The sequence below is a fragment of the Archangium primigenium genome (assembly GCF_016904885.1).
Lineage (GTDB): Bacteria > Myxococcota > Myxococcia > Myxococcales > Myxococcaceae > Cystobacter > Cystobacter primigenius.
Genome location: NZ_JADWYI010000001.1, coordinates 8,016,925 through 8,030,626 on the forward strand (window position 1 = coordinate 8,016,925; position 13,702 = coordinate 8,030,626).

Consider the following 13,702-nt stretch of genomic DNA (forward strand, 5'->3'; position numbering starts at 1 on the left):
TCACCTCACCTGCACCGAGCCCGTGTGACGCTCGGCCAGTCGCGGCCGGGGCGTCTCGAGCGTTTCATGGAAGAAGCCCCTCAGGAGGTTCTGGGCGAGCTGCGCCCGGAACCAGGCCGAGCCCCGGTGGTCCGACAGGGGCTGGAAGTCCTCCGCGAGCCGGGGCAGCGCGGCCTCCACGGTGGCCTCCGTCCACGGCTGGCCCACCAGCGCCGCCTCGGTTTTCAGGGCGCGCGCGGGCGTGGCCGCCATGCCGCCATACGCCAGCCGCGCCTCGCTCACCCGCCCCTGCCCGTCCACCACCACCCGGAAGCCGGCCGACACGCTGCTGATGTCCGCCTCGCGCCGCTTGGACACCTTGTAAGCCAGGGCGCGCGCCGCCTCCGGCTGCGCGGGGAGGTCCACGTACGCGAGCACCTCGTCCGCGGCCCGCGCCGTGCGCCGGTAGCCCACGAAGAAGTCCTCCAGGGGCAGCCGCCGCTCCCCGCCCCGCGAGCGCAGCACCACCGACGCCCCGAGCGCGAGCAGCACCGGTGCCAGGTCCCCAATGGGCGAGGCGGTGCACAGGTTGCCGCCCACCGTCGCGCGGTTCTTGATCTGCCGCGAGCCGAAGTAGCGCAGCATGCGCTCCAGGGGCGGACAGGCGCCCCGCGCGTAGTCCTCCACGTCCGTCAGCCGCGCCGTGGCGCCCAGGCGGTGGCCGCCCTCCCGGGGGGCCAGCACCCGCAGGTCGGCCACGGCCTCGAGCGACACCAGCAGCGGCGGCTCGGCGTAGCGCTTGGTCACCTCCAGCGACAGATCCGTGCCCCCCACCACGAAGCGGGCCGTGGGGTGCGCGTCCAGCACGTCCCAGAGCGCGTCCAGCGAGCCCGGCGTGAAGTAGCGCTGGGCCCCGGCCGTGTAGGCCAGGTCCATGGACTCCGGCCGCGTCTCCGCGAGCGCGCGGGCGAAGCGGTCCGGCGGACACAGCCCCGCCACCTCGCGCGCGGCCTCGCGGATGGGCCGGTAGCCCGTGCAGCGGCAGAGGTTGCCGCACATCTGGGCGTCCAGCTTCCAGGGCTCGTCCAGGTCCCGGCGGTGACAGGCCTCCAGCATCGACATGGCCACACCCGGAGTGCAGTAGCCGCACTGCGAGCCCAGCCCGCGCGCCAGCGACTCCTGGACGACATGCCAGCGGCCGTTCTCCTTCAGGGCCTCCACCGTGTAGACCCGCTTGCCCTGCACCATGGGCAACAGCAGCAGGCAGGCATTCACCGAGCGCAGCGAGGCGGCCCCCTGGGCGTCCTGCTCCAACACGGCGACCGAGCAGGCGCCGCAGTCGCCCTCGGCGCAGCCCTCCTTGGTCCCGGTCAGGTGGGCGCGGTCGCGCAGGTAGCGCAAGAGCGTGGTGGTGGGCGCGAGCCCCGTCTCCTCGACGGGCCGGTCGTTCAAGAAGAAGCGCAGGCGTTCCATGGGCCTCCTCCGGCCGGGCTCCGAAGGGAGCCGCCGGGGGCGCGAGCCTACTACGGCCCCCGCCCGGCGGTGCGTCCGAGCACCCCCGCCCCATCAATGCCCGACATCCGACACTCGGGCCAGTCCATGGGCTCGCGTGCCTCGGAAGCCCATGAACCCGGGTCCTGGGCGGGCGGGCGTGGCGGGCCACCGGACGGCCCGTGCCCCTACCGCTTGACGAGGACCATTCCCATTGTGGGGACCATGGCCACTGAAAAAGGTGCTCAACGTGTATTCATCGGGCTCATCCTGCTGTCGCTCGCCCTGGTGTTCGTCGTCGCGTTCCCCTTCTTCGAGGCCTTCTTCCTCGCGGCGGTGCTCGCGGGCGCCTTCCAGGGCCTGCAGGGCTGGCTGACGCGCCGCTTCCGGGGCCGGCGGGCCGTGGCCGCGGGCACCATCTGCGTGGGCATCATCCTCGCGCTGCTCGCGCCCATCACCGCGCTCACCGCCTTCATCGTCTCCGAGGTGTCCCGAGGCGTGGAGTTCATCTCCACCGTGGTGAACCAGAAGGGCCTGGAGGGCCTCCTGCGCTACGTGCCCGGCTCGCTCCGGGGTCACGCCGAGCGCGTCATGGAGAGCGTGCAGAGCGGCAGCGCCAACGTGTGGCAGACGGTGCAGGAGCACGTGTCGAGCCAGGGCGCCGTGGCGGCCCAGACGGTGGGCGGCATGCTCATGGCCACGGGCACCATGGCCCTGCAGGCCACGATGATGATGATCGCCCTCTACTTCCTGCTCGTGGACGGCGGCCAGCTCGTGGGCTGGCTCGAGCGCGTGTCGCCCCTGCGGCGCGGCCAGACGACGGAGCTGCTCATCGAGTTCCGGGACGTCACCAAGTCGGTCCTCACGTCCTCCGTGCTCACCGCGGGCGTGCAGGCGCTGGTGGCCATGGTCGGCTACTTCATCGCGCGGGTGCCGGTGCCGCTGTTCTTCACGGCCATCACCTTCCTCTTCGCGCTCATCCCCGCCATCGGCGGCGCGGCGGTGTGCCTCGTCGCGGCCCTGCTGCTGCTCGCCACGGGCCACATGGGCTTCGCCATCTTCCTGGCCGCCTGGGGCATCATCGTGGTGGGCCTGTCCGACAACGTCGTCAAGCCCATCCTGGCCAAGCGCGGCATGAACATGCACGGCGCGCTCGTCTTCTTCTCGCTGCTCGGCGGCCTGGCGGTGTTCGGCGCCATCGGCCTGCTGCTCGGGCCGCTCATCCTCGCCTTCTTCCTCGCCGTGGTGCGCATCTATGAGCGCGACTACGGGGACCGGCGCACCCAGCCGCTCATCGTGCCCGACAGCGCGCGGCCTCCGCCCACCAGCCTCGCCTCCGCGCCCCGCGAGCCGCCCCGGAACGACACGTCCGAGCTCATCATTCCCGGCCAGTCGCCCAACGACAGCCACTGACGGACAGCCACTGACGCGGGCGGGCCCGGTTGCCTCGTGCAACCGGGCCGCCGTCGTGTGTCACGGGCTCAGGGCTGGACGCCGGCGCCGCTCACGTTGAGCACGTAGGAGCTCATGGCCCCCGCGTAGCCCACCACCTTCACGTAGTAGGTGCCGGGGGCCTCGGCCGTGAAGGTGCCCACCTCGGGGTTGCTGGCGCTGTAGCCCCGCGCGGTGAACAGCACGGTGTCCTCGGCCGTGTAGACGTACCAGTCCAGGTTGTCCATGTCGGGCATGGACAGCTTCACCTTCACGGGCCCGGCGCTGGTCACCACGAACTTGAACCAGTCCACGTCCGTGAGGCTGGAGATGGCGCCGCTCACGTCCTTGTTGGCCGCCACCCGGCCATTGGCGGTCGCCGGCGTGCCGTTGGACTCGGTCTCCTGGGAAATGGGCGTCGACGAGTCCGGCGGAGTCGTGGTGGCCGTGATGGCGAACACGGCGTCGCTCGTGTCCGAGACGGTCGCGGACCCGGCGTCGCTCACCCGCACCTTCGCCGTCGTGGTCACCGTGTTGGGCACGGTCCAGGTGTAGCTGCCCGCGCTGGCCGGCGTGCTGGCGGCGATGACGCTCCAGGTGCTCCCGTCCGCCGTGTACTCCAGCTTCACGTTCGTGACGTCGCTCGACGTCCAGGTGATGGCCCGGCTGGAGCCCACCGTCCAGGACTCCCCGCCGTTGGGCGACACCACCGTCACCCGGCCCGAGGGCACGGGCGTGGAGCCGTCGTCCTCGATGAGGAAGTCCTTGATGATGGCCATGTGCTGCATGTTGGTGGAGCCGCTGTCGCCGCTCTGCGCCGGGGAGATCTCCGAGATGGGCGAGTACACGCGCGTGTCCAGCACCAGGCCGCCCGTGAAGGTGCTGCCACCCATCACGGTCGGCGTCTGGAAGGCGCGCAGGTTGTTGCTCACCAGCACGTGATCGTAAGGCTTGTTGCGGTTGGCGTTGGTGTTGACGTTGTTGTTCTTGTCCGCCGGGTAGGGGCTCGCGATGGACACCAGCGAGGAGAACGTGGAGAAGAGCGCCTCGCTGCGGCTGTCCGAGTTGAAGTCACCGCCGATGGACAGGTAGTCGCCCGCGGGCACCTTGCCCTTGATGTAGTTGACGAGGTTGGTCGCCTCGGTGTTGCGCACCCCGGCGCTCCGGGTGAGCAGGTGCACGCTCACCACCCAGAGATCCTTGGGCCCGGGGATGTCGATGCGCGCCCAGGCGAAGTCCCGGTTGCCGACCTCCGAGTCGGTCCACTCACCGGACTCGAGGATGGGGTAGCGGCTGATGACGCCGTTGGGGATCTGCGCGCCCGTCTCGCGGTAGTAGTGGAAGCCCGGGCCAAACGCCGTGTCGACGAAGGAGCGGATGTCCGAGGCGGAGTTGGAGCCGTAGTTGAACTCCTGGATCATCACGATGTCCGGCTTGGTGCCCTGGAAGATGCGGGTACCGTGGCCCGGGTCATAGCTCTGGTTGTTGCCGCTGGAGATGTTGGCCGCCATGAGCCGCACCCGCACCGGAGCGAGCGCACCCCTCCGAGCGGACAGACCCGACTCGGACGCCTCCTGGGCGGAAACGGCGCCGTCTCCGCAGGCGGCGAGGGCCAGGGCGAGCAGCGGAAGGAGCAACCCGCGAAGCGAGGGGCGAGCGGAGAAAGGCTGGGGCATCGAGAGACGTCCTGCCCGCCGGAACGGGCATTGGAGGGAGGAACCGCTCCCCTCTCCTTAGTCCAGGAGCCCCCTTCCCGTCTCGCAGCCTCACGGTGAAATTCCAGTATGACGCACCGCGAGGGCCGACAGCGCGACCACGAGGTAGCGCAGGCCCTTTCCGAGGGAGACGAAGCCCAGGAAAGGCCCCCAGCGCACGCCCACGAGGCCCGCGGCGAGCACGAACACGTCCCCAACGACCGGAAGCCAGGCGAGCAGGAGACAAGGCGCGCCCCACGTCGCCAACCGGGCGCGAGCGCGGGCCAGGCGGGGCCCCTCTTGATCGATGCGACGCTGGAGCCAGCGGCCCAGGGGACCGCCCCCGCCCCGCGAGACCCAGCGGCCCAGGAGGTAGACGGAGAGCGAGCCCAGCACATTGCCCGCGGTGGCCACGCCCACGGCGGAGGCGGGCGACACGCCGCCGTAGACGAGCGCGGCGAGGACGGCCTCGGAGGGCGCGGCGAGGATGGAGCCGGCCACCATCGCCACCAGGAAGAGCCCGGGCAGTCCCCAAGTCGCGAGTGTGGTGGCGTCCGGCAGCACGGGTCGTCGGTCCTCCGGGGCGCAGGGTTCCAGATAACCTCCGTCCTGGAGAACGGAAATCGGCGCCATGACACGCCCCTCGAAGGAAGAGCTGCTCGCCATCGTCCAGAACTTCTACGCCTCGAGCGGTGAAGCCCTCTACACGCCCGTGGTCGGTCCCGAAACGCAACGACTCCATGCGGTGTGGGCGAAGAGATTGGAGGACATGACGCCGTGGAACGACTTCCTCGATGAAGTCGAACGAGCCCTCCCCGGGTTCATCGTGGGCGACACGCTCTCCACGAGCGACGGCGGCCTCCGCTGCATGCTCTACCTGCCCAAGCCCGCCCGTTCACCGGAAGCGCACTGGGTAGTCGTCGGTTGCGTGAGCCTTCTGGCCCCCGTCTACGCCGTCTACGGCGTGGAGCGTACGCACATGGGTAACGGTTCACGTCAGGACCGAGCAGCCGCCATCACGCACGCGCCTATCAGCATGCAGTCCCCCGCGCAGGTGCTCGCCAGGAAGATCGAGGCCACATTCGGAGCCACGCCACTCTCCCCAGAGGACGCACAGGCATCGGCCCCGCTCTTTGTTGGCGGAAGAGAACCCTCGGAAGCAACGCTCTTCCATGCGTTGTTCACGAGCGATCCAGAAGTCATCCCCTAGCGCCTTCAAGCACCACGCATAAAAACACCATGGGCAGAAGACCGAACAAGAGGCAACGCAGCAACGAGCGGCGCGGCGCGGACCGCCAAGAGAAGACCCAACTACCTCCCGACATCCTCACCCGGAAGAGGGTTCCCATGATTGGGTACGAGTTGGATTATGAGATCACACGCTCTGGACATGTCTATTCGCGAAGAAGCAAAAAATTTATCAAACTGAGAGTTACAGCAGACAAGCAGGCCACATTCATCCAGGTCAGCGTCAACGGGGTGAAATCGCCTCACCTCTGGCCCAAGAAGACAGCTGACGAGAGCTGGGCAGCCGAGGAGATCCGCCAGGAACAGAAAGAAGAACAAATTGAACGTCAAATCCGTACCCAGGCGACCCTACCAGAAACAGTGAGGGAGTCGCTTGTGAAGGCGCGCATTGGGCAGGGCGTCTTCCGCGAGAACGTGTCGAAGGTGGAAAAGGCGTGTCGACTCACGGGGGTCCGCCGTCTAGGCTTCCTTATTGCGAGCCACATCAAACCCTGGCGGGACAGCGACAATCAAGAACGACTGGATGGCAACAATGGACTTCTCTTGACGCCCAATATCGATTTTCTTTTCGACAGAGGGTACATTTCTTTCGAGGACAATGGGAATCTGCTGGTATCTCAAGCGATCTCTCGGGACATACTGCGAGCAATGGGAGTGAACACCGACGAGCCATCCAACGTAGGGACATTCAATTCAGCGCAACAGAAGTACCTTCTCTTCCACCGCACCGAGATCTTTCGCACAGACCCGAGCGAATAAATCTCATGCCAGGCATTCAGAGAAACAATGCCGGACCGAGTCCCACCATCTCCGCTGGCTTGAACCTGTAAATCCCGTCCCCCCCGTGGCGCAGGCTTGCAGTTACATTCAGCCCTGTAGATCGGGAATCGTCTTGATGAATGCCCCCTCGAGAAGAGGCGATGTCGCATCTGGAGAAACGCTGTGCCCCCCCATCGTGCCAGTCCTCGTCCACGTGACGCATCACCGCGCGCCTTGCTGGGAATCTGGTTCCTTCTCTTCCTCGTCATCCAAGCAGCCTGTTCAATACGCACGCCACGAGGCGGTGTTCGCACGACTCGCAAGCCCCCGCTCGCCTCCAGAACGACTGTGGGGCCCGCAGCGAGGCCCACCCTGAAATCCACGACCGTATACGTCGTGGATTTCATGGAGCCCAGTGTCACTGCAACTCGCCCAGTCGCTATGGGCAGAGGAGAATTCCAGCAGGCGCTCCAGCGGATTGTCCGCGACATGCGCCCATCAAAGCAGATGATGCCACGGCAGGCCGCCCAGCAGTTGCTCAGCATCATGGAAACGGCGCAACACGAGACCACTGTCGCCGCCAGCGGAGACTGGAAGCTGGAGCAGTACAGAGGCCAGGGATACACCTTCTTTCCCGTGCGCCAGGAGGACGCCGCCGCCCTCGTTCCGCAAGCCGAGGCCGCCCTCAAGGAGAAGTACATTCGATGGTGCGCGAACCAAGGAGGCGGTGATTGCCTGGGATTGTTGGATGACGATCCATTCTTGCGCACGGATGACCGCAGAACCCTGGCCTTGGCCTTCGCCTTGAGCGGGGTGCTCACCGAAACGCACGATGCGATCACGGCCGAACTCCTCAGCACCCGGGCGTTGGTGTCCATGATCGTCTGGACCGTGGCGCTCTACTGCATGATGTGGGTGGTACCCGAGCCGACGACCAAGGCATTGGCGGCAACCCTGACTGTACTTCTTATCGGCTATCTGGGCATCGACACGATGTACGGACTCATGAGTGGGTGGGCACGATTGGCCGAAACGGCCCACCAGGCCACCACGTTCGAGGAGCTGCGCGCGGCCGGAGAACGATTCGGAAAGGCGTTAGGACAGAACGCAGCCAGGGTCATGATTCTCGCGGTCACCGCGCTCAGTGGACACACCCTCGGACAGGCGCTGCCACGGTTCAAAGCCCTGCCGAGCTTCAACCTCGCAGGAGCACAATTCGAGGCCCAGGGAGGAACGGCTGCCCTCGCAAGAGCAGAGGCTACGGAGGCAGTAGTAACGACACAGGGTGCACTGGCCCAAGCCCTTGCGGCGGTGGAAGTAGTGGTCGTGTCTCCGCAGGGGCCTATCGCCGTGGTCATGAGCAAGACGAGGACGAGTTCCGCCACCACCCAGGCCCCCGGTGGACGCGCCACCGAAACCGTCCTTCGCCACCGGGGAGGCAACCGACAGGTAGAACTCAGCGATGGCCAACGCTGGCACCTGCCCCGGGACAAATCCGTCGCGGACATTCCCACCCAGGACAGGGCAGGTGACGCGCTCCAAGAAGCGGTCACCCAGGCCGCGAAGAATTGGGGGCCCGACAAGCTCTCGGCTGGAGAACTCGCCGCCATGCAAAAAGCCGAGATGAAAGGAGCCTATTGGCTGTCCCGACTGCTTGAGCGAGAAGCCCGAGGACGTTATGTGCAAATGCAGGTGAAAGCGCGGTTCGAACGCCTTTACGATTTCAGCCTGAGCAAGAGCGTTGATGTGGTTGACCCCGCGACAGGCATCCGCTACGAGATTCTCTCCGGTACAGCATCGAATCTGGCGCGACACGGCCGACGCATGGCGGGCGAGTTCTTCCGGATGCTCACCTTTTGAAAGGGCCTGAGATGGATTCGCTCGGTAATATCGTCTTCGGAGGTCAGAAAATCGAAAACGAGCGATTGGAACTGACGAGCAGGGACGCCAATTACATCCTCGGACCAGACTTGACGCTGACGAACTGCACCCTCGTCTTGAAAATCCCCTCTCGACATCTGAGCATCAAGCAAGCCCGTTTCATCGACTGCACTTTCGAGGTGAAACAGGAACTGAAGAACTACCAGGGTTGGCTGGCGGCTTCCTTGAGGGGCTGTCGGTTCAAAGGAAACCTGACGGGATGTGATTTCGGGCACTGGCCCGAGTACATGGACCTGCCGTGGTACCAGCACGGATCTATCGAGGACTGTGACTTCACCGAGGCCCGCCTCGATGCTTGTCGCCTCATGGGAGCGGATCCCAAGAGCATCCGGTTCCCCAAGTGGCCCTGCTTCACCATCCTGGACCCCATTGGACAATCCGCTGTTCTCCAAGAGCTCAGGTGGCCTGGTCCCATGGGTGGACTCATCAGGAACATGCTTCCCAAGCATCCACCCAGAACAACGGCATTGACCTACTACGCTCCGTCGGCCGCAGACTTGGTGGAGACCACACCCGAAGACATCAAAGCAGTCATTGAGAGGTTCGACGGCATCATCTACTGACCAGCCAGCTCCTCTGGCTCGTTTGTTCCCCGCCAAAGAGATGACTCTACTCATCGTGAGAAGAAGGGCCGCCGCGGACACCTCACGCGAGCAATCGAGCCGTGCAGCCATCATCAAAAAATGGAGTGTCCGACCAACTGCACTTCCGATGCTGCTCTTCCTACCCCTGGGGTGCGTAGCATCGGTAACAGGGAAAATCCAACCGCCACATTTTCAGTTCACGACGACTGTGACTCAAAAGAAACCGGGCCCAGGCGGGTGGCCTGCGTTCACGCACGACTCAACAACGGCAGCACCAAGGAAGCATATACCTGCATATTTGGGGTCGAGATGCCGCTGGAAAACAAAGATGGCCCCATCTCCCTTCTCCTTGCCCAAAGAGTCTCGGCAGACCGCGCCAATGAGACCGCCTATGCAGTTCTATCAACGCTCACCGAACCTCCACCTCCGCCATTCTATACGCTCTGTACGGCCATCCGCGATACATACAGGGTGATGCTCAATGCCGCCATCGTGGGCTCGAAAGTCAAAGCAAACTGCGACCCTCAAGCAAAACCAGTTGTATTCGGCGTTTCCGCACCTAAGAGAGCCTAACTTACCTTGCGGAGTAGCCCGGGCGTAACCACCTTGGAGGTATGACCCGAGAACTGCTGCCGGACGCCCTGTGGGTCCGAGTGAAGGACCTGCTGCCCGTCCATCCTCCGCAACCCAAGGGCGGACGGCCCTGGAAGGAGGACCGGCTCGCGCTGCGCGGCATCATCTTCGTCCTCAAGGTCAACATCCCCTGGGAGTCGCTGCCCGCCGAGGTGTTCGGCGTGTGCGGCATGACGTGCTGGCGACGCCTACGCGACTGGGCCGAAGCGGGAGTGTGGGAACGCCTCCAGCGACTGCTGGAGGCGGAGTTGGGAGGCCAGGAGCTGATTGACTGGAAACGAGCCGCCATCGACTCCACGTCGGTGCCGGCAAAAAGGGGGGTCTACTCACCGGCCCCAACCCGACGGACCGAGGGCGTCCGGGCAGCAAGCACCACCTGGTGACCGACGGAGCGGGCCTGCCGCTGGCCGAGTCGCTCACTCCAGCCAACACGCATGACAGTCGCGAGGCGCTGCCGCTCGTGGACGAGATTCCTCGCGTGAAGTCGCCGCGGGGCGCGTCGCGCAGGCGGCCCGGTAAATTGCACGCGGACAAGGGTTACGATTATCCGCGTGTGCGCCAGGGTCTTCGTCAGCGGCACATCCAACCGAGAATTGCTCGCCGGGGCGTGGAGTCCTCCACTCGCCTGGGTCGCCACCGGTGGGTGGTGGAACGGACCTTCGCCTGGTTGAAGTTCTTCCGCCGCCTCGTCATCCGCTACGAAGTGCGCGACGACATCCACTTCGCCTTCCTCCAGCTCGCCTGTTGCCTCATCCTCGTCCGGCGGTTGAGTTAGGCTCTCTAAGCCCTGACTATCGGAACATCCATGCCCCTCGCTCCTTCAGCGGAAGAGCTAATCAGTGTCGTTCAAAACTACTATGACTCCAACAACAATTTTCATTTCAGGCTGGAGACAAGTCCAGAGACAAGCCGACGTCAGGCGCTGTGGACGCAGTGGATTGCACACATGGACCCCTGGTTAGCGTTCCGGGACGAACTAGGAAGCAAGCTCCCAGAGCATGTGATCGGAGAGACGTACTCCTCGCACGATGGCGGGCCTCGATGCATCATCTATCCACCAGATGACTTGCGCACACATTCTTCAGATTGGACTGTCGTGGGATGCCTGAGTTTATTGGCGCCTGTCTACTTTATTTATGGATTAGAGCGCGAGCGTCAAACCAAAGTGCGAAGGTATAAAGTCAGCTTCGAAACGCCCCCTCCGCACATGAGCTTGCCCGCCAAAATCATTGCCCGAACGATCGAGACCTCTTTTGGAGCCAGCTCGATTCCTCGTGCGGTCGCGGACACGCCCGTGCAGCTCTTCGTGGGTAACCTGGCGCCTCTAAAAACCACTCTCTTCCACGCGCTCTTCACCGACGAACCTGAGACCATTCCGTAGTGTTTGCATTGCGGCTTAGAACAGCCATTCCGGGCTCATGCGTCAGTGCGTACTCTGATCTCATGGCCAAGTCGGCCGTATTCGGCATCCCCTCATCCAAACTCTAGCCGTCTGGATCATCCGTGCCCCCTTCCAAGGAAGACCTGATCTCCATCGTCCAGAAACACTATGATTCGACCAACGCCTTCATGTTCACGACAGGGCTGACGCCTGAAGCGAAACGGCTCGACAGCGCATGGAAGAAGTGGATCCAGAACAGAGCCCCTTGGCACGCTTTCCGGTACGAACTGAGCAGAGCGCTCCCCTCCCATATCATCGGGGAAACCTACCCATCCATGGATGGTGGCCCCCGGTGCATCGTCTACCAGCCAAGAGCGTCATGGACCGCCAGGTCCAATTGGGATGTGGTCGGCTGCGTGAGCCTGTTGGCGCCTGTCTACTTCGTGTACGGCGTGCAGTGGGACTACATTGACGGTGTCCGACAAAACTTCAGCGCGAATTTTGGACAGCCGCCACCCATCATGGCAGAGCCAGTCCAGGTCATGACCAAGAGCATCGAGAAAACGTTTGGTTTCGAGGTCATTCCTCCTGAATTGGCGAACACGCCCGTGGCCCTTTACGCTGGCTTGCTGGAACCACACGAGACGACCCTCTTCCACACGCTCTTCACCAACGAGTCCCACAACATTCCGTAGTGGCCAAGCGTCCCACCCACGAAACGCCGATTGGGCTGCTTGGTGCAAGAAGTCGTCTCCACTCTGGTGCCGGCGAGGTGCGCTGTCCTGTCCCTCCAGCCGTCCTGGCAACCCCGACATTCCTCGGACACCACCTCCACGCCGCGCCGTACCTGCACGGGCGGCAGCAACGCTCACGTGCTCTGCTTATGTCCGAATTGGCCGCCAGGCCGACGGCCCCCGGTCGGCTGACGCTTCGTCCCGGGCCCAGCCAAGGACGGCGGCCTCGAGGAATTGCTCGAATCCTGGCGCAGGCGTGCCTCCCATTCCGCCACCCGCGCCGTGAGTGCTTTCACCTGGGCCGTCACTCTGGATCGAGATTCCAAACACCCTCCTCCCAATTCCTCAACACCTGGGCGGCGATGAAGGGGATCATTCCCTCGCGCTTCGCCGCGTCTTCCAGGATTTTCTTCGCATCGTCCGTGCGGTAGCGCAGTAAGTAAGCAGCCGCCTTGACTCGAACATCCATACGTGGATGAACAAACAAGCCAGCAAGAGCGGCTCGCCCCGCGGCCCCGTGCGCACGCAACTTGTCGAACGCGCTCAGGTACCGCTTCGCATGTCGATTTCCCTTCTTGGAGTCCCCATTCCAGATGCAGTCCGTCTGCGCGGCGACATTGACGGCGAACTCCTCGACAAGCCGGTCCAAGTTCACCTCAAGCAGAAGCAGGGGCGTCACGGGGAAAAGAGGGATCGCGACGGACCACGCCCGTAGGTGACTGGGTGGTACACGCCGTCACCAGCAGCAACACCGTCAAAGACAGCGAGCCGACACGCATGCCTCGCCCGATGAGTTCGCAACTCGAACCGCTCGAATGGGAAGAAGACAGCACCACACGCCTCCGGACAAACCGCTTGAACAGCAGGAGCCCGGCACCAGCGTACAGAACTATTCCCACCGTGGGTGCCTCAAAACGTCGAGTCCCACGGTTCCGAAGCCGAAGGGAACACCATCTGGGTGAGCGTGATGGAGCGTCCGTGCTCGTCCCACAGCTTCAGGGTCATCGCGCCATGCGCATCCGACTGCCTGGCATCCACCTCCACCACGACAACACCCGTGTCGTGGGGCTCCAACGCCTTGGGCTGCCGCCATTGCAGGCCTCGCAGCTCCTCGCCGTGCTCGTTCACCAGGGAGGCCCCCTTCAACACCCAGGGCTCGGGGCCATGGTTGCGCAACCACAGTCTCGCCGCGATGCTCTTCATCGTGCGGTAGGTGTCCCCTCGGAAGAACGACAACTCCACCTCCGAGCTGGAGCGTGCCGCCACGGCGAGCGTCCGGATGGGCACACCACTGTTCCAGACTTCTCCGGACGACAACAGCAGACTCAGTCCGCGCATCCCCTGGAGTTCCAGTCGCAGCCGCTCGTTCTCTTTCAGCAACTGGTGACTCCGCGCCCGCTCCTGTTCGCATTCCTGCCTCAAGGACTCGGCGGAGCGCGAATCATGGAACACCTGGACCTGATGCGTGGCCCGTCCCTGCCTCGCGACCAGGATGAAGGACAAACGCCGCGCGACACCGCCCTCGAGGTCCAGGGTCAGCCGCAGCCTCTCGCCCGGCTGCATGTCCCGGGGCGGCATCAAGCTGAGCAGGTGGGGGCCCCGGACGACTTCCTCGAAATGCACCTCCCCCTGCAGGTCCACCACCGAGGCGGGCACGTCGAAGACGAAGGACGTCACGAGCCCCGGGCTGACACAGACCTCGTACGGAGCGGATGAGGCATCACGGGCCAGTTCGATCCTCGGGTTGTCACAGGCCGCGTCCGTGCTCCGCGTGTCCACGGCCGACTGCCCCAGCAGCGCCAGGAGCACGAAAGAAGAGGTGAGCAT

14 protein-coding genes are annotated in these 13,702 nt (G+C 64.5%); 8 read left to right on the plus strand and 6 right to left on the minus strand.

What is annotated here, in order from left to right; genetic code table 11:
• The gene (gene xdhA, locus I3V78_RS32980; protein WP_204493907.1) at window positions 1-1,452 is read right to left on the minus strand and encodes a xanthine dehydrogenase small subunit; all 1,452 of its coding nucleotides are present in this window, start codon (window positions 1,450-1,452) and stop codon (window positions 1-3) included.
• Between the two features lie 243 nt (window positions 1,453-1,695).
• Here xdhA and I3V78_RS32985 point away from each other — a divergent pair, with 243 nt between their 5' ends.
• On the plus strand, window positions 1,696-2,883 hold the full coding sequence (locus tag I3V78_RS32985; protein WP_204493909.1) for an AI-2E family transporter: 1,188 nt from the start codon (window positions 1,696-1,698) through the stop codon (window positions 2,881-2,883).
• Window positions 2,884-2,951: 68 nt separating this feature from the next.
• Here the strand turns inward: I3V78_RS32985 and I3V78_RS32990 are convergent, their stop codons facing one another.
• Together I3V78_RS32990 and I3V78_RS32995 are read right to left on the minus strand one after the other, a co-directional pair.
• Window positions 2,952-4,577, minus strand: coding sequence for an endonuclease/exonuclease/phosphatase family protein (locus I3V78_RS32990; RefSeq protein ID WP_204493911.1), 1,626 nt, complete (start codon window positions 4,575-4,577; stop codon window positions 2,952-2,954).
• A 90-nt stretch (window positions 4,578-4,667) separates the two neighbouring features.
• Window positions 4,668-5,156, minus strand: a complete 489-nt coding sequence (locus I3V78_RS32995) for a YqaA family protein (protein WP_204496887.1) — start codon at window positions 5,154-5,156, stop codon at window positions 4,668-4,670.
• Window positions 5,157-5,226: 70 nt separating this feature from the next.
• On the opposite strand from I3V78_RS32995, the gene I3V78_RS33000 reads away from it, so the two are divergent.
• The 7 genes from I3V78_RS33000 (at window position 5,227) to I3V78_RS33030 (ending at window position 11,836) form a co-directional block, all read left to right on the plus strand.
• The gene (locus I3V78_RS33000; RefSeq protein ID WP_204496974.1) at window positions 5,227-5,805 is read left to right on the plus strand and encodes a hypothetical protein; all 579 of its coding nucleotides are present in this window, start codon (window positions 5,227-5,229) and stop codon (window positions 5,803-5,805) included.
• A gap of 137 nt (window positions 5,806-5,942) precedes the next feature.
• On the plus strand, window positions 5,943-6,602 hold the full coding sequence (locus tag I3V78_RS33005) for an HNH endonuclease (RefSeq protein WP_204493913.1): 660 nt from the start codon (window positions 5,943-5,945) through the stop codon (window positions 6,600-6,602).
• Between the two features lie 183 nt (window positions 6,603-6,785).
• Entirely contained in the window at window positions 6,786-8,462 is a 1,677-nt protein-coding gene (gene sitA5 / locus I3V78_RS33010; protein ID WP_204493916.1) for a SitA5 family polymorphic toxin, read from the plus strand.
• Window positions 8,463-8,473: 11 nt separating this feature from the next.
• Window positions 8,474-9,106, plus strand: a complete 633-nt coding sequence (locus I3V78_RS33015; protein WP_204493918.1) for a pentapeptide repeat-containing protein — start codon at window positions 8,474-8,476, stop codon at window positions 9,104-9,106.
• Between the two features lie 635 nt (window positions 9,107-9,741).
• Window positions 9,742-10,535, plus strand: a protein-coding gene (locus I3V78_RS33020) for an IS5 family transposase (protein WP_204485183.1) whose coding sequence is annotated in 2 segments (ribosomal slippage) — window positions 9,742-10,078 and window positions 10,078-10,535 — 795 coding nt in all. Because the reading frame shifts where the segments join, the coding sequence is not laid out codon by codon here.
• Between the two features lie 30 nt (window positions 10,536-10,565).
• The gene (locus I3V78_RS33025; RefSeq protein WP_204496975.1) at window positions 10,566-11,141 is read left to right on the plus strand and encodes a hypothetical protein; all 576 of its coding nucleotides are present in this window, start codon (window positions 10,566-10,568) and stop codon (window positions 11,139-11,141) included.
• A 122-nt stretch (window positions 11,142-11,263) separates the two neighbouring features.
• A complete protein-coding gene (locus I3V78_RS33030) occupies window positions 11,264-11,836 on the plus strand; it encodes a hypothetical protein (protein WP_204496976.1) in 573 nt (190 codons plus the stop codon).
• 173 nt (window positions 11,837-12,009) lie between these two features.
• On the opposite strand, the gene I3V78_RS39585 is transcribed toward I3V78_RS33030, so the two are convergent.
• The 3 genes from I3V78_RS39585 to I3V78_RS33040 form a co-directional block, all read right to left on the minus strand.
• Window positions 12,010-12,183, minus strand: a complete 174-nt coding sequence (locus I3V78_RS39585) for a DUF6444 domain-containing protein (protein ID WP_338023811.1) — start codon at window positions 12,181-12,183, stop codon at window positions 12,010-12,012.
• Window positions 12,180-12,530, minus strand: coding sequence for a DUF2019 domain-containing protein (locus I3V78_RS33035; protein WP_204496888.1), 351 nt, complete (start codon window positions 12,528-12,530; stop codon window positions 12,180-12,182). Before I3V78_RS33035 ends, I3V78_RS39585 begins: the two co-directional genes overlap by 4 nt.
• Before the next feature lie 254 nt (window positions 12,531-12,784).
• A complete protein-coding gene (locus tag I3V78_RS33040; protein ID WP_204493919.1) occupies window positions 12,785-13,702 on the minus strand; it encodes a DUF2381 family protein in 918 nt (305 codons plus the stop codon).